The sequence below is a fragment of the Pseudoalteromonas sp. APC 3355 genome (assembly GCF_030407615.1).
GTDB classification, from domain to species: domain Bacteria; phylum Pseudomonadota; class Gammaproteobacteria; order Enterobacterales; family Alteromonadaceae; genus Pseudoalteromonas; species Pseudoalteromonas distincta.
Genome location: NZ_JASDDB010000002.1, coordinates 100,366 through 124,781 on the forward strand (window position 1 = coordinate 100,366; position 24,416 = coordinate 124,781).

The window sequence follows — 24,416 nt, forward strand, 5'->3', positions numbered from 1 at the left end:
TTTTTTGGATCATAGGAATCTGGACACATGTCAAACGCCAAATCTCTTGAAGAACTAGAGCAAAAGCAAGATTTTATTCGCCGCCATATTGGGCCAAGCCCAGCACAAGTAAGCGATATGCTAAGTGCTTTAGAAGTATCGAGTGTGCAAGAGCTCATTGACCAAACTGTACCGGCTAGCATTCGTCTAGAGCAACCGTTAACAGTTGGACAAAGCCGTACTGAAGTTGAAACACTAAGCTACTTAAAATCAGTAGCCAGCAAAAATAAAGTTTTCAAATCGTACATTGGCCAAGGCTACCACCCAACTAACGTACCGCACGTAATTTTACGTAACGTACTAGAAAATCCAGGTTGGTATACAGCGTACACACCGTATCAGCCGGAGATTGCACAAGGGCGTTTAGAATCATTATTAAACTTCCAGACTATGACCCTAGATTTAACCGGTCTTGATTTAGCAAGTGCATCACTACTTGACGAATCAACAGCCGCTGCAGAGGCTATGGGCCTTGCAAAACGCGTATCAAAAGCTAAAAAAGCCAATGCCTTTTTTATTGCCGACGACGTACACACACAAACAATCGACGTAGTAACAACGCGTGCCGAGCAGTTTGGTTTTGAAATAATTGTAGGTAAAGCAGAAGATGCCGTAAACCACGACATTTTTGGCGCATTGTTCCAATACCCAACTACATCAGGCGAAGTGGTAGACATAACTGACCTAATTGCTGGCGTACAAAGCAAAAAGGCGATTGCCTGTGTTGCTGCCGACATAATGAGTTTATTACTGTTAAAAGCACCGGGTAAACTAGGCGCAGACGTAGTACTTGGTTCGGCTCAACGTTTTGGCGTACCTATGGGTTACGGCGGCCCACACGCTGCATTTTTTGCAACACGTGACGCATACAAACGTTCATTACCAGGTCGTATTATTGGTGTATCTAAAGACCGTTTAGGTAACGATGCACTACGTATGGCAATGCAAACGCGCGAACAACACATTCGTCGCGACAAAGCCAACTCAAACATTTGTACAGCGCAAGTATTACTTGCCAACATGGCAGCGTTTTACGCGGTGTACCACGGCCCACAAGGCTTAAAAACTATCGCGCAGCGTATACATCGCTTTGCTGATATTTTAGCAAGTGGTCTTAAAGCTAAAGGCATCGCACTTAAGCACAGCACTTGGTTTGATACGCTAACAGTAGTAAGCGATAGCAAAGACGACGTAATAGCGCGTGCAATTGCAAAAGGCGTAAACTTTGCAACAAATCACGAAGGCGAGTATTCAATTTCGGTATCAGAGACAACAACACGCGCCGATATTACTGAGTTATTCGATATTATTTTAGGCGAAGGCCATGGCCTAAGTGTTGACGCTATTGCAGCAGACGTTGAAGCAAATGGCAGCGAGTCAATTCCTGCAAGTTTAGTACGTGATGACGAAGTACTAACGCATCCAAACTTTAACAGCTACCACAGCGAGACAGACATGCTTCGCTACATTAAGCGACTAGAAAGCAAAGACTTATCGCTTAATCACTCAATGATCTCGTTAGGCTCATGTACCATGAAACTAAACGCAACAGCTGAGATGATCCCAATTACGTGGCCTGAGTTTGCAAACCTTCACCCATTCTGCCCGCTAGATCAAGCAGAGGGTTACCAAATAATGATTGGCGAGCTACACGACTGGCTTGTAAACATTACCGGTTACGATGCAGTATCACTTCAGCCAAACTCTGGTGCACAAGGTGAATACGCAGGCTTAATCGCGATTCGTAAATACCACGAGTCACGAGGGGATGCACACCGTAATGTATGTTTAATACCAAGCTCTGCGCACGGTACTAACCCTGCATCAGCGCAAATGGCGAGCATGAAAATTGTGGTAGTTAACTGCGACAAAAACGGTAACGTAGACATGGCCGACCTTAAAGCGAAAGCTGAGGAAGTGTCTGAAAACTTATCGTGCATCATGATCACATACCCGTCTACGCATGGCGTATACGAAGAAACAATTCGCGAGATTTGTGACATTATTCATGAGCACGGCGGCCAAGTTTACATGGACGGCGCTAACATGAACGCGCAAGTTGGTGTAACAAGCCCTGGCTTTATTGGCTCAGACGTATCGCACTTAAACTTGCATAAAACGTTTTGCATTCCACACGGCGGCGGTGGTCCAGGTGTTGGCCCAATTGGTGTTAAATCGCATCTTGCGCCGTTTATGCCAAACCACAGCGTAATTAACGTACCAGGTACTAACATTGGTAACGGTGCGGTATCGGCAGCGCCTTACGGCTCAGCCGCTATTTTACCTATTTCATGGGCTTACATCACCATGATGGGTTCAGAGGGCTTAAAACAAGCTACTGAAATGGCAATTGTTAATGCTAACTACTTAACGCATGAGCTAAGCAAGCACTTCCCAATTTTATACCGTGGTCGTAACAACCGTGTTGCTCACGAATGTATTGTTGACCTGCGCCCGCTTAAAGAGCAATCAGGCATTACTGAAATGGACGTAGCTAAGCGCTTGCAAGATTACGGTTTCCATTCACCAACTATGTCGTTCCCAGTAGCTGGCACATTAATGATTGAGCCAACTGAGTCTGAATCAAAAGGTGAGATTGACCGCTTTATCGAAGCAATGGTGTCAATTAAAGGCGAAATTGAAAAAGTAATCTCTGGCGAATGGTCAATCGAAAACAACCCGCTAGTGTTTGCACCGCATACACAAGGCGATGTGTTAGGTAACGAATGGGACCGCGCGTACGACCGTTTTTACGCTGCATTCCCAGTGCCTGCAGTAGCTAAAAACAAGTTCTGGCCAACCGTTACACGTATTGATGACGTATACGGCGACCGTAACTTAGTGTGTGCTTGTCCACCGGTTGAGACTTATCGCGACTAAGAACAGAGACTAATTTTTTGACCTTTAATGGGTAGTAAGTCCCATTATAGTTTGGGAATTTATCAAAATTAAAAAAGTCGTTGCAGCAATGCAACGGCTTTTTTGTGTGTGGTGATTCGCCATAAATTATATGGGCGTAGGTTGGGTAGAGTGAAACGAAACCCAACGAATCACAAATATACTTACTCGCTCACAAACCAAGAGTATGTGTTATTTATTGTAGGCGTTTAGCTTGCTGACGCGCGGGCGGTAGCCCGAATAAGTATTTGAATAGGTGTTTGAGGTTATCATCACCGATAACGCGAATACGTTTGGTACTTCTAGAAATTAGAAACCTTATTCGAGGTTTTTTGCCAGATTGCTGGCGGCAACCAAGGGGCGGCTAACGCCGACCGCCCCTTGGAACCCCACGGCGCCCCGAGCATCACGCTTAATCCTTCAAATAATTAATTGATGTGAACGTAAACGGCGAAGATAGGCCATCCATGGCCTAGTTTCGCCTTATCGCGCATCCATGCGCAATATTACTCATCAATTGCTTTTTTCAGGGCATGATGACGGGGGAGGGTGTTAAACGTGATTGCGGTGCTTGTCCTTGGCAAGATACAAGACTTGGCCCTCCGCATTTTTTGAACCTACACTCTGTTTGTATTCATATTTTTATTTACTATTTGTTGAAAGTTATGTATCAAAACAATAGAGTCTTACTTTGAGAAATATTTATAGGATCTAATATGGAAGTTATCGCTAATAATACTCAGCTTGTCCAAGAGCATGAAACTTTAATAAATAAAATAAAAGCAGGAAAAGCTATTCTGTTTACAGGGGCAGGTTTTTCGTATGGCGCGATTAACTCCCTTGGGAATGAGCCTTTAGGAGCTAAGTCACTGTCAAATAAGTTAAGCGAAGAGCTTGATATTGAAAAGCATGATGATCTCATGTTTACATCTGATTATTTTTTAAGTGTGAAATCTGATGTTGAGCTAATAAATATATTAAAAGAAAATTACACTCTAAAATCTACATCAAGCACTCAAAACTCTATATGTAGTCTTCCTTGGACCAGGGTATATACTACTAATTATGACTTATCGGTTGAGATTGCATCTCAGAATTCAGGTAAAGTTTTTGAAACCATTGATATTAGTCATAGTTTTGGCGAATTCTCACGCCGAGGAACGTCAATGTGTGTCCATTTAAATGGCTCAATTAACTCATTAAACTCAGAGAGCCTAAATAAATCCTTTAAATTATCTAATTCATCTTATGTATCTCCTGAATCATTTATTAATTCAGAGTGGCGTTATTGCTTCAAAAATGACTTAGATAGAGCTAATGCAATAGTTTTCATTGGTTATTCACTTTATGATATTGATATTCAAAGGCTTTTATTTGATGACTCTACCTTGAAAGACAAAACTTACTTCATAACAGTTGTAGAACCTGACATTCAAACGAAGTTTACTCTTTCGAAATATGGGAAAGTGATTTCTATCGGTGCAGACGGTTTTGCTGAGTTAATTGATAAATTTAAAGATAGTTGCACTATTGATTTTGATTATCACTTACAATCAATGAGTAAGTATGAAATCAGCAGCGATGAAGTTGATATTCGTGATAATGATGTTGAAAAACTATTACTTCATGGCAATATTCCGGATTCACATGTCGATTATTATATGCTTGGTGATATGAAAGTCCCATATCTAGTTCATCGAAATTATAGTGACATTGTTATTAACTCTAAATTTAACGATCGTCATAGTATTTTTTACTCATCATTAGGCAATGGAAAATCGTTGCTTCTAAAGCAGTTGAAAGTTGAACTTTCAAAAAAGGATCTTCATGTATATGAAATTGATGATATATATGGTGATTACCGAAGTGACTTAGATTATCTTTCAAAATTACCCTTTGATGTCGTCCTTATTTTGGATGATTATGAGCAACACATTGATGTTATTGAGTATGTATCTCGCTCTAAAATTGAAAATATAACTATTGTGGCTTCTGCCCGTTTAGCAGATCACGAGTTTTTAAGAGATCAATTAATAGGTATGGATTTTAGTTTTGATGAAACAAACATCGACCTTCTTTTCGATGATGAAATTACTGAATTAATTGCTATCTTTGATAATTTAGGGCAATGGGCTGATAAAGCAACTACGATTTCTGAGAAAAAAAGGTATATAAAAAGGAAAAATGAATCTCAAATTTCCTTAGCACTAATTGACTTCTTTAACTCACCGATTATCAAATCAAAAATAAAAGAACTAGTCGATAGACTTGAAAAAAACGATGACTTCAAAGAGACAGTACTTTCTATATGTTTGTGTAAAATTATCGGCGTTCCTGCCACCAAAAGCTTAATTTCAGATGTCTCAGGTAACGATGCTATATATACAAAAGAATTAACTAGCACAGATGAATTTAAACAGCTGTTTAATATACGTAATGGTGAAGTTATTAACTCTTCAAGTATTTTTTGTATATGTTTAATGAAAGAACATTATTCTGCGGCTTTTGTGACAAAAAACCTCCTGAGAATTGCATCTAAATTTGAGGGGATAAGTTTAAAAGATCCTGTTCAAGAAAAAGTTTTTAAAGCAATGCTCAAATTTTCTTTCATTGAAAGAATATTACCAAATACAACAAAGGTAGGTAATTTACAACGTTACTATGAAGATTTAAAAATAAATATCCCATGGTTGAGAGTTAACCCTCATTTCTGGTTGCAATATGCAATGACGTTCATCGCTTTTAAAGACTATGTAAAAGCACAGAAGTATTTAAATGAAGCGTATGACTATGCAGAAAAGAAACAAGATTACCATACAAACAATATAGATACCCAACAAGCACGGCTATGGTTGAAGCAAAGTAATATAATAACTGATGGTAATATCGTTTATAGCAACTTTGAGAAAGCGAATAATCTATTAAAAAGGTTAAGAGACGATATATATAAATATAGGCAAGTTAGTGGTTACTATGAGTTTTTTGAGACTAACTTTATAAAGCTATCTAAGAAAAATAAAGTTAACTTTATCGATGCATGTAACAGAATGCTAAAGCAAATTAATAAGTTACAAGAAGATGATAAGGTAGAATTTCACTACTTAGATAAAACAAAAAAACATCTTGAAGCTATACTTAAATAAAACTAAAAGAAACCTAATGGGGTCAAACCTAATGGGTGACCCTATTACTTATACGAAAAACTCGAGGAGCCACGAGGAGCCAAAGTGGTCACCCATTAGAAAGTTCCGGTCAAGTAGGCAGCTGTGTTTCCTTGATCTTTTTATTCAAAAACCAAGTGTTCTTATCATTTAAACTCATTTTAAATATGGCTACGCACCCAGTAATGACGTCGATTGGTGTGAATATGCACCAGTCACCCATATGAATTTAGGCAGTTTAATTAAGCATTATTGATGATTAATTAAGGCCCTTGGCTTTCGCCTCAGTCATCGTTTAGTACCAATGTCAGTCTAGTTTCTGGCTGTGTTTACACACTGCGCTGTAACAATTCTGTGGTTTATGCTTGAACATAACCAACCCTTTGTGGCTCAAACATTGGGCATATCCAGTATTTAAAATATGAGCGGTTAACGTGCAGGCTCAATCAAATCTAATGGTTTTACCAACCCCATTACGAGCTCAACACGTTAACCTAATTTTTTTATAGTCGCTAAGCAAACGCCTTGTATTCATCGAATGGTACATTGTCTTTAAGCACGTGATAACACGCTCTTGCGAGCTTATGCGCAACCGTTTTAATTGCGATAACTTGGTTCGTTTTAGCCAGTTTTCGTTGATAATATTTTTTGATTGTCGGGTTGTACCGAATGGCAAAATTAGCGGCCTCAGTAAACGCCCACGCTAAATAACGATTACCATTCTTCTGATTCGTAGCGCCTTTTTTCTTTCCATTACTGTACCTTGCTCCTTTAACACAGCGACAATACGATGAGAAATTACCTGGGCTATCAAAACGTTTGATAGTGCCTGTCTCTAACATAATGGTCAGTGCTAAGGTATTCCCAATTCCATCAATACTGGTTAAGTTCATAAACTCAGGGGAGAGTGATGTTTGTTTTAAAATAGCGCCTTCGATCACATTAATTTGCTGTTGAGCACAGCGTATTAATGAGAGGTTAGAAATGACTGACAGTGCTGTATTCATTGAGCTAAAGTCTGCGTGTACCTTCTCAGCATCAACGCCTTTTCTGATAGCGGCCATTTGTTTGATTTTGTTGCTACTGAAAAAACCAAAGAACCAAAGGAAAGAACCAAAGGGGTCAAATCTTGACTTCATACATCAATGGTCTAGATTTATAGTTTATTACTCATTGAGTTTATTATTATGTCTAGACCGTTGCGAATAGAGTATGAAAATGCGTTTTATCATGTGATGAATCGTGGAAGAGGGCGTGAAAACACTTTTTTGAGTGATGACGATTTTAAGCACTTTTTATACTGCATTGAGCAAGCAAGCCTTCGTTTTAATATTGAAGTGCATTCGTATTGCTTAATGACCAATCATTATCACCTACTTATAAAAACCCCTGATGCAAATTTAGGCAGAGCCATGAAGCATATTAATGGCCTTTATACGCAATATTTTAATAGAACACATAATACAGATGGTGCACTGTTTAGAGGTCGCTACAAGGCGGTGCTGGTGGATGCTGATAATTACTTACTACATGTTAGCCGTTATATACATCGTAACCCTATAGAAACAAGTACACCGCTAGTCGATGAACTCATTGAATATAAATGGTCTAGCTACTCAGCCTTCATAAAAAAAACAGCAACGCCAAAATGGTTGGTTCGAGACTTTATATTTTCGCTTCAAGGAAAAAATCGTAAATATGCTGCGTACAAACAGTTTGTTGAATATGAAAACAATAAAGAAATAAGTACCTTTTATGGCGCTAAAAAGTTATTTTCGGTGTTGGGCGGCGATGAATTTATTCAGAATATTAAGGAGTATATTGCAAAATCAGACAACGAAAAAAGTGTTGTTGTTCAGAGGCGTTCAACTGATGATGTTATTGCGTACTTAGCTAAATATTTTTGTATAGATGCACATGATATTGTAACGGTTAAAAAAGGGCGTAAAGAGAAAAACTTACCTCGTATGTTTGCCATAAAGTTGTGCCAAGATTTATCAGGGAAAAATTTGAAAGCGTTAGCCGTTGTTTTTAATGTTCAACATTATTCAGCCATATCCCAAACGGTATGCAGGCTAAATAAGTTAATAATTGAAGATGATAAGGTCAACTTACAGTTCGAAAAGCTTCGAGATAGTTTGATGTATGAAGTCAAGATTTGACCCCAAGCCTAGCCCTGACTAACTTGGGGTACTAAGTTGAAAGATATGCCTGCAAAAGGAGATATTTGGTATGCCTTACCAAGTGGTAAGTGGGGAAGTCTAAATCAGTTATATAAACTACCTGTACGTAGTGCGATTATGGAAATGCATAAAGAATTGTATGGAGAAGAGGTGGTACCTGACACGTGGGTGTTCAATGATTTCGGGCCTACTGCTATTCGTTGGTTTAAAGATATTAATGGGAATAAAATACTTGATGGAAAAGAGCGTCTATCAGGGCAAATGTTTCACACTACGCCAGAGAACGAAGCCGAAAAAACAACAGGTTCGACTGTTCGATTGGTACCTTCGCATGGGTGTATTCATTTAAAACCTAACGATAGAGATCGCTTATTCACCATAGGTGCTTTTAAACGAGGCACTTCATTTACGGTATATAAATATCATGAACGTTATAAATCAAATTAATAAAAGTATCTGCATTTTATCAGTGACGATGAGTGCTTTTTTTTTATTTAGTAATAACCTGCTTGCTGCAAGTATGTACTTGCTGCCTAACGGTAATGAAGTATCTATTGAACTTGATAGCGTATCTACCGTTTTTGACTCAGATAATGGCTGGTTACTTGGAGGTTATAAAATAATAAATGGTAGTAACGCTTCATATGTGAGTTTTATTCCCTATAACAAGGAACCAATAAAATACTGGCCTTTAACAAGGGGTTATGTATCACAATTTTTCAAAGCTAATAATAAATTTTATGTTATTAGTTCAGCTGGAGATGCTCTTCAAATTGAAGAGAATGGTCTAACCTCAACAGGCTTTAAAGTTAAGCCTAAGTCTACAGTGGTAGCTGTAAAACCTTATTTAATTGCATGCTATCCGCGCGGGTGGGCAAAGCTTAGTTCTATAAATACAGGCAGTTGCTATAGGTTGGATGGTACATGGGATATTGAATTATCGTGGACTCAAATAAATATTCCACCAAAGCTGTGTAAGGGGAACTTAAAAGTATTAATAACAACCAATAAAAACCAAAATTGGGATGTTATAACCCTTGATACAGAAACAGGAAAAACACTAACAAGTAAAAAAATAGCAAAACCAAAACATGAAATGTCGTTGTGTGAGCTATAGAAGTTAATAGATTAAAATACTGTATCTATTTTAATAGACTAAATGATCTTGGATTTTGATGTATTGAACACTTTGCTTAATGCGGGTTATAAAAGGGCAATATTATTGCCCTTTTTTATGCGCTTAAATTGGTAGTTTTAAACTATAGCGCTACTAAGCTTTGCTCTAGCATTGCCTTTATTTGTTTTACTATTTTAGCTTCTGTTTCAGGTTCGAATTATTGTATTCGTGGAGTATGAATATGCCCTGTAGGTATACTTGAATTAAGCGCATTGCGCAGGCGAATACTTCGGTACGATATTTCGTTAGATAGGTAACCACCGCCGCCGCCATTAACCGCAATACTATTTTTAAGCTCGCCGTACCACTACAAACCGGCTTTATAGGTTTTATCATGCGATGAACATTGGAATAGGGTGTGAAAATACCTTCTTGAGTGATGACGATTTTAGATGTTTTTTATACTGCATTGATCAAGCAAGCCTTTGCTTTAATATTGAAGTGCATTCGTATTGTTTAATGACGTGAACAGCTCTCATCTCCTTTGTACAAATTAATATAATTTTTATAGATTGTATTTCTAATTATCCTAGGGTGTTTTATTGATTCATTTTTTAATATATGTAAGCATTGAGATATGTAAAAAAACTACATGATGTAGTATGCTTTTTAGAGTAATTAATAACGCAAGGAGCGAATATGACTGATCAATTCTTAGTACCAAACGACTACGCGATTCATATTGTAGAAAAGCGAATGAGTATAGATGCTTTAATAATCGCACTTTATAACACCCCTTCTGAAAAGACATTTAAACACTTTAAATTTGTAAACTCACATATTGTTGATGGCTATGCAAAGCCAGGGCAGATCGTGTTGATATCGCCAATCAATACAATGGAGTGCACTGAGCTAGAACAGCAATTTCAGGCTTCAGCTCTTGAAGTAGATAAAAAGCTAAGAGAGCTCGATGAGCATGAAAAAGAAATACTTTCTAAGCGTTATGAGCTGCTTAGTAATGTCGCTAAGTATAATGGGTTGTATTTAGGTGTTGCTAACAACTCTTGGAATTCACACGTTGGGCAAGTTAAAGCGATTTTAAAGGAGTTAGAAAAGACATATGTTAATCAATACAATGCGCATGGCAATTTAAATAACCAACAGTTTTTCCATAGGCGCAAACTTCTTTTTACTCGTTTAGATACAGCCCTAAGCCGCTTTGCTCAGCCAGCCTTAGGCGGAAGTTTAGTGGCGGGTGATATAAGGCGAAATTTAGGATTAAGCTCTAAAAGCATGATACATCATTGGCAACAACAAGGTGGGATGGCTAAAAGTATTCCTGAATTTGCCCAAAACTATAAAACAGTAGCCAATATGGCCAAAAACCTGAAAAGAGTTGGGTATGTTGGGATTGCGCTGACAGGTGTCGAGGCAAGTGCAAATATTGTAAAAGCATGCACAGAAGGAAATGAGCAAGCTTGTACTAAGGCTAAGTATGTTGAGACAGGCAAAGCTGGAGGTGCAGTTTTAGGAGGTGCAGCGTTAGGCTATCTTGGGTCCTATACATTATGTAGTGTAGTTTTTGGTTTACCATCCGGAGGAACGAGCCTTTTGTGGTGTGGTATCGTAGCGGGTGGAACAGGTGGTGTACTTGGAGGTTTTGGTGGAGGCCATGCTGGAGGGGTTGCTGGCGAGTTAATATATGAGGTTGTTGAAAAGTAATGGAGCCTATTAAATTGTGGTTCTTAACTCTATTTCTTACATCTGCGGGTCTTTTCTTTTTTTTAATATTACCAATATTAATAGCTATAAAAGATAAAAAAACACGTCTGATAGAGGATGCTCTAGATGATGGAAACCGTTTTTATTCATTAAATATCATAACTGCTGGTAGCGGAGCATTACACTATGGTTCTATATTTCTATTCGACTGGTATGCAAGACGTTATAAAGTAATAGAAAAAAGAAAAGAGGTCCCGAAAAATTTACAGGTGTGGTTTAAGCTTTATTATATTTTATTTATAATATTTAGCTCTATGTTTTTATTAGCATGCCTTATTGCATATTTGGGTTTAGATTGACTGTTTTTCTTCTTTGTTGATTAAATAATGGATTTGATATTTTTCGGTGTTGGCCTAGGTGTCATTTTTATCATTATTTTACCTTTAACCTTTTATTTAAAAGAGAAAAAGCTCAGAACAGTTGAAGATATTTTAGAGTCAGGAAACCGCTATTATTCCCTAAATATTTTTATGGTGCTCCATGGTTTACTTCATTATGGCAGTGTATTTTTATTTGATTGGTATGCAAAATGTTATAATTTATTAAGTGATAGAAATAAGGTGCCAGCTCAAGCCTCGATACTATTTAAAGTGTATTTTGTAATTTTTATGCTTTGCGTACTTTTAATGTTTTTATCTACATTATTTTTTGAATAATGACTTTAGGCTATAGAAAAACCAGAGGGATCACCCATTAGAAAGTTCCGGTCAAGCAGGTAGCTGTTTTTTCTAGATTTTTTATTCAAAACCAAGCGTTCTTATTATTTAAACTCAATTTAAATATGGCTACGCACCTAGTAATGACGTCGATTGGTGTGAATATTGAAAAAAACGCCATATAAATTAATGCCCTTGGCTTTCGCCTGAGTCACTGTTTAGCGCCAGTATCAGCCCAAGCTATAAATATCTTGAAATTATACTTTTAAGCTCTATAATTACACGTAACAACACCCCTCCCGCTACCCGTAAGCTCAGCGCCCTGCGAGGGGTTAATTATTTCTATAGCATGGTAAAAGGATTTAGCCTTCATGCAGTTCCCTAAAGCCCCCATAACATTTGCAAAGCAAGTCGACTTACTTGAAGAGCGTGGGCTAGTAATTAATGATAAAGAAGCAGCAGCCTTTTATCTTAGTCATATCAATTATTACAGACTAGGCACTTATTGGTGGTCGTTTATTGAAGATCATCAAAATCATACTTTTAAGTCTGGTACTACGTTTGAGCAAGTGTTAAATCTGTATTCTTTTGATAGAGAGTTAAGGTTGTTACTACTTGATGCCATTGAGCGAATAGAAGTATCTCTGCGAACTCAGTGGTCATATCATTTAGCAAAAAAGCATGGCTCACATGCACACTTAGATCCTACTGCATTCACTTCTAAATTTAACCATAATGACTTTGTTAGTAATATTTGTGCTGAAATTCAACGAACGTCAGATACAAATATAAAAAAGCAAAATCAGAAATATAATGAAGAAACCCCCGCTATTTGGATTGTTGCTGAAGTAATGAGTTTTGGCTGGCTTTCTAGAAGTTATGATGCAATAGGGCGACGAGCGCTAAAAAATGATATTGCAGATTCATATAAAGTAAAAGAAACAATACTCTCATCTTTTTTACACCACATAACGACGGTACGTAATATCTGTGCCCATCATAGTCGCTTATACAACCGAGATTTTACATTTACGATGAAGCTGCCAACAAATGGCGACAGTGTTTTACTTAATAGCTTTAGCGATACAACTAAACAGTTATACAACACACTCGTTATGTGTGGTTATTTTATGGATTTAATTAGCCCTAACCACCATTGGAAACAAAAGCTAGCTAGCTTAATTGAGGCATATGATATTAAAGTAACCGAAATGGGCTTTCCTGAAAATTGGAAAATGTTACCTATCTGGAATAGCATTAAATAAACTAAGAGCTAATTAAGCCCTCAGTTAACTGTAAAACCAAAGGCGCCAAACTTTTATTACACATCAAATATCTAGCTTTTTAGTTTATTGCTCATCAAGTCAATTACTCTGTCTAGACCACGACGAATAAAGTTTAAGAATGCGTTTACCATGTGATTAACCGTGGGAGAGTGCATGAGAATAAAGGGCAATATTATTGCCCTTTTTTATGCGCTTAAATTGGTAGTTTTAAACTATAGCGCTACTAAGCTTTGCTCTAGCATTGCCTTTATTTGTTTTACTATTTTAGCTTCTGTTTCGGGTTCGAACTGTTGTATACGTGGGGTATGAATATGCCCTGTAGGTATACTTGAATTAAGCGCATCGCGCAGGCGAATACTTCGGTACGATATTTCGTTAGACAGGTAACCACCACCGCCGCCATTTACCGCAATACTATTTTTAAGCTCACCGTACGAAGGCGCTTTATAGGTTTTTTCAAGCGTGGTGACTTCATGATTGTCGATAACTTTATAAGGGCCTTTGGCGTTTTGCATGTAAGTTACAGGTAAGCTAAATTTTACAAACTCGTTGCCCGGGAGTGGTCGGCCATTAAGCTTTGGTATCACTGGGCTTGTTTGCGTTCCGCCATATACAATATTGGCATTATCGGGGGCGGTTACACTGCGGCGTTTACCTGGGAAACGCTCTAAATCAAATTCTGTTCTGCCCATACTTACGGTTACTACCATGTCTACATTATTAAGTGCGTAGTAGGGGGCAAGTAGCGACTCTATTATGCCTTGATCAAAATCTTCGTAGCGCACAGGCACCATAACGGTATTAATTTCTGCGCTTATGCCGTTGTAATTAATAACTTGGCCGTCGAGTAATAACGCCGCAACACCTGAGGGGTTACTTTGGTTTATGTTTTTATCGAGTAAAAAAGGGTCAAAGCCCGTTAGTAATATTTTTTTAGTACTGCCTGATGAAAAAGCAAGATCGGTACGTCCTCTGCTGCCTTCTTCAAGTAGGGTTAGTAAAGTATTTAGTTGAGCCTGCGTAATTGAAAATTTAGGTGACGTTGTGCGTATTACTTTGCTTGAAAGCAGGCGTGCCCAGTAGAGCTCTCGGTCGTCGTAGTTACTGGTTTTTATTATGCGTTGTTTGGCGTTTTCCCACAGTTCAAAGCTAAAGCTTTGTACTAATGCTTTTGCACTTTTAAAGTCGTTTAATTCTTTAAATTGTTGCTCAAAACTTGATACTTGTGGGGTAAATGCTTTTAAAACATTTGGCATTGCTGATTGAGCTTTGTTGATGCGCTGTTCTTCAACAGTTAAAGGATTACTTAAAGCAGCGAATGAAGAGGCAATTAAGCTGGTCGCTAATAATACTTTGATCATAATACTCCTAAGATAAAGCTATTGTTTTATGTGTAATTTACTATCCTATTATTACTAACTTAGGGCAACCAATTAACGTTGAATCGACTGAAATTTGCTTTTGTTGTTTGTTATACAATTCAATACTGCAACATACCAAGGAACTCAGTGCGGCCTTGTTCTTCTTATTTTTCAGCAGTATTGAGTACAAGCGCTTGCTGTTTTATTTGCACTGCAGAGTGTTTTTCTATTAATAAAATCGCAAATTAGCGAGCTGCTAAAAAGTGGAGTCGGGATGCGGGCATTATTCAAAAGCTTGTAGACGGGCAACAACTGTTGGTTGGTTTGGGATAGGCGAAAGCCAACGCATAGCCAATGTAATAAATTCAGCTACAGATAAATACCAATGCTATTGGTTGTCGGCGCTTAGCTTGCTGGCGCGTCGGGCGATAGCTCGAAAAGTTTTACAAAATTGTCTACAGACGCCTCTACTATTAATAAAGCCTAAGTTACTTTGATAACTAAGTAACTGTGGAACTCCCATAGTTTGCTAGAGGCTCTTTTTTAGCTAAATATTTAAAGCTGCTTTGGCGTTTGCTAAATAGGTTTGTGATACTGGTACTTCCAAACCATTTTCCATAATAAGTATAAGTTTTCTGCCTTCTTTTTTACTTGCAGCAACTGCTTCTCGCGATACCCACCAAGAGCGGTGTGTTTGAAAACCATCGTAATTTTCTAATTTTAATAAAGCATCTTTAAACCGTATAAGTAATAGGTGCTGGCCTTTATCTGTAACTATATTTAGGTAATGGTCGTCCATTTGTAGACAAATTAATCGACCTCTTTTTTCTAGTGGTAATTCGTTGATTAGGTCGTTTACTTGTTGATTTTGAATAGTTACGATTTTTTCAGACTCATCAGTAAGTGCTTTTTCACTTTGCTGTAACTGTTTATTTTGTTGTATTAAGATGCTTTTTATAGAACTTACACCCGCAATAACTCCGCCAATAAATACACACGCAAAAAAAGACATGGGGAGCGATTGCCAGTAATTTTCAAGCGAGTTAAAAAATAGGTTAATGATTAAGGGGGTCAAAAGAGCCATGATGGCACTGGCCGTGAGTGTTGAAATAATTAGCCTAATTGCTGCATTGTTATAAGGCTGAGGTAAGGATTTCAACAACCATACGGATAAAATTTGTATTGTAGGTGAGTAAATTACATAGCCGCTAAAGCAAATGATTGTCCAAAAAGCTCCGCTGTATAAAAAGCTAATTTCATGCATACCAAATGGTTTTAGAAACGTTAAAAAAAGCACAAAAATAGCCACAACCACGCAGTCAGATAAAATACTTCCTTTATCCCAGCTCCCTCTTACATACTGATTAATATGGTTTATTTCACGATTCGTCAATTGAACTCCTAGTTTTTTTACTTATTTTACGAAGTTTACTGTATAGCTTACGAAAGCGCTGTGGAAGGTGTTGGTTGTTAACCTTATTGTTATTTCAACGAGCCAAGAGGGCTCCGTCAATCTAACTTATTAGGAGTAGGAAATACCATGAACTTATTACAGCTTTCAGCGCTTTCACTTACATTAGTAATAGTACCTGTATCGGCACAAACGGTGCAATTTGATATTCAATCTATTCAGCATAATCAAGGAAAACTATACATACAACTGTATAAAGGTAAACAAAGCTATAAAAGTAATAAGCCTTATAGTGCCACGATAGTAAAAGCAAAAGAGGGCACTGTTAGTGTTAAGTTTAGCGACATTGAAGCAGGTGATTACGCTATTCGCTATTTTCATGATGAAAACAACAATGGCAGCATGGATACCAACTTATTTGGCTTACCAGTTGAAGGATATGGTTTTTCAAATAACGCCATTGTGAATTTTGGTCCTCCAAGCTATGAACAAATGTCGTTTAAGGTTGCTCAACAGCCTGTTAAAACTCACTCTACTATTAACTATTGAGGGCACCGATATGGAACGCAGAGAGGTACTTAAAAATATATTTAGCTTATCTATTGCTGCAGCGGTTGCTCCGCTACCATCTTTTGCTAATTTATCTTCGGCCGAAGGTGATTTATTAAAGCAGAACGCGCAGAGCTTTAATAAGGCTTTATTAATCAATCCAAATTTACAGGGCTTTGTTGGATTAAAGCAAAATATCCCCCCGCAGACACTGATGATTGAAGGAGCAATACCAGCTGATTTTAAAGGGGCATTTTATAGAAACGGTCCTGCAATACATCAAAGGCAGGAGCAACGCTATTCACATTTATTTGAAGGTGATGGCATGGTGCAACAGTTTTCATTTTCTGAAGAGGGGGTGACCCATCAGGCAAAATTTGTTAATACAGATAAATTTATCCAAGAGCAGCAAGCAGAGAAGTTTTTATTTTCAGGCCCCGACAGCAAATTAAAGCATAGCCGTTCAGTTACTGGTCCTGACAGTATTAATACAGCCAATATAAATGTATTACCAGTAAATGGTGAATTATGGGCTCTTTGGGAAGCCGGATCAGCAACCGCACTTGACGCGAATACGCTCAATACAAAAGGGTTGGTTGATCTTGGTAAAAACACTAAGTATGGCCGTAGTTTAAAAGGGTTGGCATTTTCAGCTCACCCTAAGGTAGATCCCGATGGCACTATTTGGAATTTTGGTAGCACTACTACTGGCGATATTGTGTTGTACCATTTAAGTAAACAAGGGATTACGCAAAAAGTTAATATTTTAAAAACGAATTACCGTGGCGGCATGTTGCACGACTTCTTAGTTACTCATAAGCACTTACTTATTATTTTGCCTTCTATTATTCAAGACAAAACTAATAATACATTTTTTGGCGCTATTAGTTTTGCTAAACAGTTACCAATGCGAGTGCTCGTTGTTGATAAGGAAACGCTGACATTAAAAAGAGAATATAACCTCGAACCGGGATTTGCTTTTCACTTTGGAAATGCGTGGGAAGATCAGCAAGGTAATATTCGCTTTGATGCTAGCCTTTATCCAAATTTAGATAACTTGCATTATATGAGTGATATTATGCAAGGTAGGATTAATCATCCTGAGCCGGCTAAAACAACATTTTTTACATTATATAAAAATGGCCAAACTAAGAAAGAAACCTTATCAGGGGTGAGTGAATTTCCTCGTATTTATAATCATTTAACGGGATTAAAAAACGATACTTTAGTTACATTATCCTCCATTGAAAGTGATGTGTGGAGTGACTCTGTGCGTGTTATTAATACTAATACAGGAAAACAGGATATATTTACATATGGTAAAGAATACCTAGTAGAAGAGCACATTGTGGTTGATACCTCACAAAAAGAAGGAAATGGTTACCTAGTTGGCACTGCTTTACACGTGCCTTCAAAGCGCACCTGTGTAAATATATTTAAAGCGAGTAGGGTGAGTGAAGGCCCTGTTTGTAAGGCATGGCTGCCTCATTCAATACCACTTGGTTTTCATGGGAATTTTATGCCTATTTAATAGAGTATTAAAAATAACGTTGTTTGCTTTTATTTTGTTAAGTGTGTTGTGAATGTCAGACCTTAATCACTTTGTGGAGTGAGTACACTCACTTCATATTGTAAACGAAAGGGAGCAAACCTTGAGGAACCACACACTCTTATCTGAACGACAAGCATTCACGGCAATCCTTATTTAATTGTAACAATACGTTAGGAGCCGATTAGCTTTCGTGAGTGTCGCCCTACTGGTTTCTTTATTAGCCATGCGAGGGCCATTGTTGTACCGACTCCAACAATCATATTTGCAATACCTAATAAGCCAATAATGAAGGCATCTCGGTGACTTTGAATATAGTCTTGTAGGCCCATAATTAGAAAGCCAACGAATAACACATGGTAAAAATAAATAGAAAACGAATATTCACCAATGTTGCATATGGCTTTGGGTAGACGTGTTTCAATATTTTGAAGCCACTTTAAGATTAGTAAACAAGCTAAGATTTTTTGAATGTAGAAAAGAGTTTGTCGGGATGAATACCACCCACCTACTTTATATTCATTAATATATTGGGTAAGGATGGCTGCGCTGATTAAGGCAGTAAAAGCGATTAACCACGTTTTATATTGATTGACCGTAGCCATTGCCTTTTCGTAATGACTCCCTATTATCATTCCGAAACAATATGCACCACAAAAATACACCAAACTCTGCATGCTTAAAAAATCAGGAAAGGCGCTGCGAGATATAATTAAGGGCACACATGCAAAAAGAAGCATAAGCTTTGGCGCGCGTTTATTCACAAAATTTAGCAATGGTGTCAATATGAAAAGTACCAATAAAATCGGTATGTACCAAAATTGAATAGCTGCGGTTCCGGATACTAGATTTGTGGCGACAGTGATAATAAACGATATATCGGTTGCTGCACCATCAGCAAGATAATATTGCCAGTACACAGCTGTCGCTATTGTGCTTGCGGCAACATAGGGTAAAACAACATTTAGTATTTTACTCTTATAAAATGAAATCCATCCTTTATTCTGTAAAACTTTGCTGAAAAGTAATCCCGAGATAATGGCGAAGTATAGTGTGCTGCCGTGAAACAATAATTCAGTTGAGTAAAACAGCGCTTTTAAACCGAGAGAATCTAAATCGCCAGTCCAAAAAATAGCAAATGACCACGCATGAGCTGCGACAATACTTAAGATCGCAATGCCTCTAAAGGCTTGTAAATGATAAATATGTGAAGACATAGGCAGAGTCATCTATCGTTAAATATACGTTATAATTATGTTACTGCTCAGGTGGTGCGATAGATACCCACTACATACGTATTCAGGGCTTACAAATTTAAACGAGGTAAATATTACTACTTAAAATGTATCGCCAAAATGCCACCTTGAGGTTTATGTATCTGTGTTTGATGAAGTTAAAACATTGATATTCAATTTTACCTACAGAAAACGCGTTGCTAACTAAGCTCAATGATACAAAGCGAGCCGTGTTATTAAAACGATTTACCAAAGGACTATACGGTGTTTATCAACAAAATAAACAGGTTGTTATTAGTGATTTAAGAATGGGGGAGAGGGCAACTGTGTGTTTTCGTTTGTGGTTGCTGAACAAAAAGATCAGCAGTTGATCTTAGGGCAATATGAGAAGTTGAGTAATTGATTGCCGCTATATAAGCTCAAGCAGATTTTGCTCGTATTACAGACTCAAATATCGATTTATAAACGAGCGCGGCAATATCCACGTTTTTTTACTGTGGATATTAGTTAAGGGTTACCTGCTATTACTTAAGCCTAGTTTAATCATCTGGCCCTTTTAAGGTAAACACTAAATGTTTACGCATATCTTTTAAAATCACGCCTTTTTTAAGCATTGCACCGCTTAAACGCTTTTGCCATTTTAATAAATCAGGCTCTGCGGCTGCTAAGGCTTGCTCGTTTTCAAACTGAAAACACAACAGTAGTGAACTTGGAAATAAGTGATATTCCACATCAAACCAGCATTGCAACATACCAGGTAGCTCAGTGCGGCCTTGCTCTTCTAATTTTTCAGCAGTATTAAGTACAAGCGCTTGCTGTTTTATTTGCACTGCAGAGAGTTTTTTCATTATTAAAATCCAAGTTAGCGGCTAAAAAAATGCAGCCGGAATGCGTGCATTATACGCAAGCTTGTAGGCAGGCAACAACTTTGAAAGAGAGTTAATGTTTAATAGAGTGTATCTGCTTAAAATAAAGGGTCATGTTGCAAGGCACCTCCAGTTTTTCAACCTATGTAGGTTGGATAAGCGGCGCAGCCGTGCCATCCGACTTTTTAAGTTTCATCACTGAACTCCGATTTAGGTATTAATATATTTTTTAGCTCAATAGTTAAGTAACCTTAACCTAGGCTTTTGCCAAGTTGCTTGCGACAACTGGGGAGTGGTTGTCGCAAGGCGCCTTTAGCGCCTCACCACATTACGCTTAATACTTATAAGAGGTATTAATTGGGTAGGTTTATTAGGAGCGGCGCTTGTCTAGTACGTAGCGTACGGCCATTCTTGCAACACCCGCACCAATACCTGAGACTACTGCCCATGTAACGGCCTCTTTAAGATCTGTTTCTTCGCTTGGTCTATCTTTTGGAGCTGGTTCGTTGGTAACCTTTTCCCACGATTTTTGTAAAGTTTTCCTTGTTAACATACCTGCAGATGCAGCGGCGAGACCTATACCTATTGTCGTAATTAGTTGTTTATTACTCATAATGTTCTCCTTTTTATAAATAACGGCAGCGTTATTTATGTATAACTCTTTAAGTAAGAATATTAATAACAGCAATTTACGTACCGATAGGCTGAGGCGCTTTTAAATTAGGGCGTTCTTGTTTTATGCAAATTAGTCGTTTAAAACCACACTCACATCACACTTTCACCACATTTACACACAAGCTAAATAACCATTGTAGAGCGTGCGCAACTCTGCTCAAAATCTTCTTTTTAGATATTAACTCTGCAATTTAACTTACCTTCTAGGCGGCTTATCGCACTCATTGCTGTACAGATAGTAAACACTTTCACCCTATGCTTTAATATTAAAAAACAAGGGAGGGCGTTATGAGTAAAAATCGATTTTTATTTAATAAATACGTTTTGGTAATGGCTGTGTCGGGCACTTTGTTTGCACCGCTATCTGTTTATGGCAAGGATGAGGGGCTAGTAGTTGAGCAGCTTTGTGCTAGTTGCCATAGTTTAACTAACCTTGAGCGCAGCGCGGGTTATAGCCAGCAGGACTGGCAAACATTAATAAGCTATATGGTTGATGCGGGCGCAGATACCGCGCTTAATAAAGATATAAGTGCTTATTTAGCGGAGCATTATCCTGTAAACACTAAGCGCGAGTCTAAGGTTGTTTCCGGCGATTTAAAGCTTAGCTTTAAGTACTGGCAAGTGCCAACGCTTGGGCAGCGCGCTCGCGATCCGGTGCAAGGTAAAAATGGCATTATTTGGTGGGTTGGCCAGTGGGGTAATATTTTAGGCAGGTTAGACCCTCAAACCGGCGATATGAAAGAGTACACACTGCCAAGTGGTACCTATGCGCACAGTGTGTCGCTTGATAAAAATCAAACCCCTTGGTTTTTAGGCAATAAAAATGGCACGGTTGGATATTTAGACTTAAAAACCGAAAAATTTAAAGTGTATAAAATGCCAAATAAAAATGCCCGCGACCCGCATACTGGTGTATTTGATGAAGCCGGAATATTTTGGTTTACCCTCCAGCATAGCAATATGATTGGCAAGCTAGACCCTACAACTGGCGATATTCAATTGGCTACTTTACCCACTAAAGGCTCACGCCCATATGGTATTAAGCTCGATTCAAACGGTTCGCCGTGGGTGTCGTGTAATGGTAGTAACTGTTTGGTTAAAGTTGATAAAAATACCATGGAGCTTAGTGAGATTAAACTCCCAGGCGCTAAAACGCATACTAGGCGATTAGCCATTACGCCTGACGATATGGTTTTTTATGTTAACTCTGGCATGGGTAAACTTGGCCGCTATAACCCCAAAAACGGTAAAATAACGCAGTGGGATAATCCCAGTGGTGAAAACAGTCACCCGTATGCAATTGAATATGCCGATAACGCCATTTGGTTTAACGAGTCAGCCAAGCGTCCTGAAACCTTAGTAAGGTTCGACCTTAATACCGAAACTATGCAGAGCTGGCAAATTCCGAGTAAAGAAGGAGTCTACTCTGGCTTAATTAGGCATATGCGCATGGGGAATAATGGGTTGATCATTCATCAAACAGCGACCAACCAATTAGCTGAAATTACGTGGAGTAAGTAATAATTTATTTTATGTTAAAGCTGCGTACTGCGTACTGCTTACTAGTAAGTTTTCTTATATTAGGTAGGAGTTTTTTACAAAGCTTAGCAACTTTTACCTTTTAAATAAGTAAATTGATACAATCATTTGTGTAAGGTACTGATTTTTAATAGTTAAATTTTTGGTTTGGGTTTTGCTTAGTAGTAAGTGTATTTTCTTAAATAAAATAAAGGAGTTATTATGAGTACCGTTATTACTGGGTTATTCGAAAGTGCATCACAAGCAACACTCGCAATTTATAGATTAGAAGCTTTAGGTATTAATGAAGCTGACATAAGCATTGTAGCCAACGACTCATACGCAAAGGAAGATTTTGCTGTAGACGAAGGTACAAAAGCCGCTGAAGGTGGCCTTGTAGGCGCGGCTTCAGGTGGTATTCTTGCAGCAATTATTGGCGGTTTTACTGCAGTAGGTACTGTAGCAACAGGTGGTACGGGCTTATTAGTTGCCGGACCATTAGTCGCAGCATTTGCTGCTGGTGGCGCAGGCGCCGCAGTAGGCGGTACTTTAGGTGCTGCAATTGGTGCGTTTATTCCTGAGCACGAAATTAAGTATTATGAAGATGCCATTGAAAAGGGCTCTATATTAATTGGTGTTAAGTACGATAGTGACAACAAAAACGCTATTGAAGAAATACTCAACAATGCAGGCGCAAGTAACGTTTCTACGGCTTAACGCTAACTAATTAGTTTCAAAATTAATTAAAAAGGTGAAACTTAGTTTCACCTTTTTTTCGTTTTTAACGGCGGAGGAATCATAAATATTAACGTAATTTTTTGTCATTAAATAAACTCCATATATAAGTAAATTGGTTTTAAACATGCTTTGATTATAGAAAAGACTTATTTAGATAGGCGCTTTTTATTACATGTCGTAAGGCCCCCCTAACAACACCAACTCTCGAGACTACCGCGTATATAATAACGGCCTTTTTAATAGCTACTTTTTAACTTGGCTTGTCTTTTTGGGTTGGAGTGTTGGTAGTCTTCTTTTATGAGTTTTGTAAAGTTGCCATTCTGTTTGTAAATATGCCTTGGTTTTTGCTTAACTTTTGGATGAAAGTCAGTTTTTTTAATTAATTAGCTATTTATTTAAACGTAATAAAAACTATAAATTTACTTTTTAATCAATAAATTAAAAATAAATAATACATAAAATCATGTTTACGCGTAGGGCTGGTATATACATTGAAACTACTTGTTTAATAGTCGCTTAATTTAGCGTTATTGCTTTATTAATTTGATACTAAACGAGGAGATGACGATGAATTGTTTGCAGTTTGATTCAAACGCTAAAAGACCTTTAACCCGCATTTTAAAACCAGCTTTTGCGATACTACTTACCGGTGTGTTACTACAAAATAGCGCACTGGCTAATGTAAAAGTTCAAATGCACCAAGTAACTAAGTCAGGCCAAGGGCAATCACTAGGTACTATTACACTAACAGAAAATGATAACGGCGTTGTTTTTACACCAAGTTTAAAAGGTTTAACACCGGGGCAGCATGGTTTTCATGTTCACCAATTTGCTAGTTGTGAACCCAAGGAAAAAGGCGATAAAGTTGTGCCGGGGGGCGCCGCTGGTGGGCATTTCGATCCAAAAGCTAGTGAGCATCATGATGCTCCTTGGGGGGATGGCCATTTAGGCGATTTACCGGCGTTGTATGTAAATGAAAGTGGCCAAGCTAAATCGCCTGTTTTAGCGCCAAGGCTCACGCTTGAAAAACTTAAACAACACGCAGTAATGATTCACGAAGGAAGTGATAACTATGCAGATAAGCCAAAGCCATTAGGTGGCGGTGGCAAACGTGTTGCTTGTGGCGTAATTGAGTAAATAAAAGGAGCAAGTTATGCCATATAAAAATCGTGATGAACTACCTGAGTCGGTAAAAAGTAACTTACCTAAACATGCTCAAGAGATATATCAAGAGGCGTTTAATAGTGCGTGGGATACCTATAAGGACCCTAGCGATAGAAAAAACGATGATGACCGCGAAACAACAGCGCACAAAGTAGCTTGGTCGGCGGTTAAAAATAGTTATAGTAAAAATGATAATGGAAATTGGGTAAAGTCGAGTAACTAAACTAA

General features: G+C 38.0%; 21 protein-coding genes and 1 pseudogene. 15 read left to right on the forward strand and 7 right to left on the reverse strand.

Annotated features, from left to right (window positions below; translation table 11 throughout):
* The first annotated feature begins 27 nt into the window (after positions 1 to 27).
* Together gcvP and QMA08_RS03740 are read left to right on the forward strand one after the other, a co-directional pair.
* On the forward strand, positions 28 to 2,919 hold the full coding sequence (gcvP, locus tag QMA08_RS03735) for an aminomethyl-transferring glycine dehydrogenase (RefSeq protein ID WP_290173724.1): 2,892 nt from the start codon (positions 28 to 30) through the stop codon (positions 2,917 to 2,919).
* A gap of 734 nt (positions 2,920 to 3,653) precedes the next feature.
* Complete coding sequence (locus tag QMA08_RS03740; protein WP_290173725.1) at positions 3,654 to 6,080, forward strand: SIR2 family protein; 2,427 nt, start codon at positions 3,654 to 3,656, stop codon at positions 6,078 to 6,080.
* Between the two features lie 530 nt (positions 6,081 to 6,610).
* Here QMA08_RS03740 and QMA08_RS03745 read toward each other — a convergent pair.
* Positions 6,611 to 7,237, reverse strand: coding sequence for a transposase (locus tag QMA08_RS03745; RefSeq protein ID WP_290173726.1), 627 nt, complete (start codon positions 7,235 to 7,237; stop codon positions 6,611 to 6,613).
* A gap of 48 nt (positions 7,238 to 7,285) precedes the next feature.
* Between QMA08_RS03745 and QMA08_RS03750 the strand changes: the two genes are divergently transcribed.
* Genes QMA08_RS03750 through QMA08_RS03760 form a run of 3 tightly spaced genes read left to right on the forward strand, consistent with a single transcriptional unit; the run spans position 7,286 to position 9,398 of the window.
* The gene (locus tag QMA08_RS03750) at positions 7,286 to 8,260 is read left to right on the forward strand and encodes a transposase (protein WP_290173727.1); all 975 of its coding nucleotides are present in this window, start codon (positions 7,286 to 7,288) and stop codon (positions 8,258 to 8,260) included.
* A 45-nt stretch (positions 8,261 to 8,305) separates the two neighbouring features.
* Entirely contained in the window at positions 8,306 to 8,728 is a 423-nt protein-coding gene (locus QMA08_RS03755) for a hypothetical protein (protein WP_290173728.1), read from the forward strand.
* A gap of 28 nt (positions 8,729 to 8,756) precedes the next feature.
* The gene (locus QMA08_RS03760) at positions 8,757 to 9,398 is read left to right on the forward strand and encodes a hypothetical protein (protein ID WP_290173729.1); all 642 of its coding nucleotides are present in this window, start codon (positions 8,757 to 8,759) and stop codon (positions 9,396 to 9,398) included.
* 142 nt (positions 9,399 to 9,540) lie between these two features.
* Here the strand turns inward: QMA08_RS03760 and QMA08_RS03765 are convergent.
* Positions 9,541 to 9,801 (reverse strand): annotated as a pseudogene (locus tag QMA08_RS03765) (hypothetical protein); the annotation flags it as partial.
* A 296-nt stretch (positions 9,802 to 10,097) separates the two neighbouring features.
* Here QMA08_RS03765 and QMA08_RS03770 point away from each other — a divergent pair.
* From QMA08_RS03770 to QMA08_RS03785, 4 genes are all read left to right on the forward strand, one after another.
* Positions 10,098 to 11,120, forward strand: coding sequence for a hypothetical protein (locus QMA08_RS03770; RefSeq protein WP_182723928.1), 1,023 nt, complete (start codon positions 10,098 to 10,100; stop codon positions 11,118 to 11,120).
* The gene (locus tag QMA08_RS03775; RefSeq protein ID WP_211014134.1) at positions 11,120 to 11,479 is read left to right on the forward strand and encodes a hypothetical protein; all 360 of its coding nucleotides are present in this window, start codon (positions 11,120 to 11,122) and stop codon (positions 11,477 to 11,479) included. The genes QMA08_RS03770 and QMA08_RS03775 overlap by 1 nt, the downstream gene beginning before the upstream one ends.
* 27 nt (positions 11,480 to 11,506) lie before the next feature.
* Complete coding sequence (locus QMA08_RS03780) at positions 11,507 to 11,836, forward strand: hypothetical protein (protein ID WP_182732795.1); 330 nt, start codon at positions 11,507 to 11,509, stop codon at positions 11,834 to 11,836.
* A gap of 371 nt (positions 11,837 to 12,207) precedes the next feature.
* Complete coding sequence (locus QMA08_RS03785; RefSeq protein WP_182738738.1) at positions 12,208 to 13,101, forward strand: Abi family protein; 894 nt, start codon at positions 12,208 to 12,210, stop codon at positions 13,099 to 13,101.
* A gap of 233 nt (positions 13,102 to 13,334) precedes the next feature.
* On the opposite strand, the gene QMA08_RS03790 is transcribed toward QMA08_RS03785, so the two are convergent.
* Complete coding sequence (locus tag QMA08_RS03790) at positions 13,335 to 14,483, reverse strand: hypothetical protein (RefSeq protein WP_290173730.1); 1,149 nt, start codon at positions 14,481 to 14,483, stop codon at positions 13,335 to 13,337.
* A 547-nt stretch (positions 14,484 to 15,030) separates the two neighbouring features.
* Complete coding sequence (locus QMA08_RS03795; protein ID WP_290173731.1) at positions 15,031 to 15,876, reverse strand: LytTR family DNA-binding domain-containing protein; 846 nt, start codon at positions 15,874 to 15,876, stop codon at positions 15,031 to 15,033.
* Between the two features lie 147 nt (positions 15,877 to 16,023).
* On the opposite strand from QMA08_RS03795, the gene QMA08_RS03800 reads away from it, so the two are divergent.
* Both QMA08_RS03800 and QMA08_RS03805 read left to right on the forward strand, forming a co-directional pair.
* Entirely contained in the window at positions 16,024 to 16,443 is a 420-nt protein-coding gene (locus QMA08_RS03800) for a DUF2141 domain-containing protein (protein ID WP_182694694.1), read from the forward strand.
* Between the two features lie 10 nt (positions 16,444 to 16,453).
* Positions 16,454 to 17,974, forward strand: a complete 1,521-nt coding sequence (locus tag QMA08_RS03805; RefSeq protein WP_290173732.1) for a carotenoid oxygenase family protein — start codon at positions 16,454 to 16,456, stop codon at positions 17,972 to 17,974.
* A 191-nt stretch (positions 17,975 to 18,165) separates the two neighbouring features.
* Here QMA08_RS03805 and QMA08_RS03810 read toward each other — a convergent pair whose 3' ends face one another.
* The 3 genes from QMA08_RS03810 to QMA08_RS03820 all read right to left on the reverse strand — a co-directional run bounded on the left by QMA08_RS03810 (position 18,166) and on the right by QMA08_RS03820 (position 20,706).
* Complete coding sequence (locus QMA08_RS03810) at positions 18,166 to 19,209, reverse strand: acyltransferase (RefSeq protein ID WP_290173733.1); 1,044 nt, start codon at positions 19,207 to 19,209, stop codon at positions 18,166 to 18,168.
* Between the two features lie 557 nt (positions 19,210 to 19,766).
* Positions 19,767 to 20,075, reverse strand: a complete 309-nt coding sequence (locus QMA08_RS03815; protein ID WP_138488578.1) for a hypothetical protein — start codon at positions 20,073 to 20,075, stop codon at positions 19,767 to 19,769.
* Between the two features lie 388 nt (positions 20,076 to 20,463).
* Positions 20,464 to 20,706, reverse strand: a complete 243-nt coding sequence (locus QMA08_RS03820; protein WP_290173734.1) for a DUF4235 domain-containing protein — start codon at positions 20,704 to 20,706, stop codon at positions 20,464 to 20,466.
* A 350-nt stretch (positions 20,707 to 21,056) separates the two neighbouring features.
* Between QMA08_RS03820 and QMA08_RS03825 the strand changes: the two genes are divergently transcribed.
* From QMA08_RS03825 to QMA08_RS03840, 4 genes are all read left to right on the forward strand, one after another.
* Positions 21,057 to 22,289: a cytochrome C gene (locus tag QMA08_RS03825; RefSeq protein ID WP_290173735.1), complete on the forward strand. Its 1,233-nt coding sequence runs from the start codon at positions 21,057 to 21,059 to the stop codon at positions 22,287 to 22,289.
* A gap of 219 nt (positions 22,290 to 22,508) precedes the next feature.
* Positions 22,509 to 23,003 carry a general stress protein gene (locus tag QMA08_RS03830; protein WP_002958042.1) on the forward strand — a complete coding sequence of 165 codons (495 nt, stop codon included), beginning with the start codon at positions 22,509 to 22,511 and terminating at the stop codon, positions 23,001 to 23,003.
* A 588-nt stretch (positions 23,004 to 23,591) separates the two neighbouring features.
* Entirely contained in the window at positions 23,592 to 24,161 is a 570-nt protein-coding gene (gene sodC, locus QMA08_RS03835) for a superoxide dismutase [Cu-Zn] SodC (RefSeq protein ID WP_290173736.1), read from the forward strand.
* A 16-nt stretch (positions 24,162 to 24,177) separates the two neighbouring features.
* Positions 24,178 to 24,411: a ChaB family protein gene (locus QMA08_RS03840; protein ID WP_039485228.1), complete on the forward strand. Its 234-nt coding sequence runs from the start codon at positions 24,178 to 24,180 to the stop codon at positions 24,409 to 24,411.
* Positions 24,412 to 24,416: the final 5 nt, after the last annotated feature.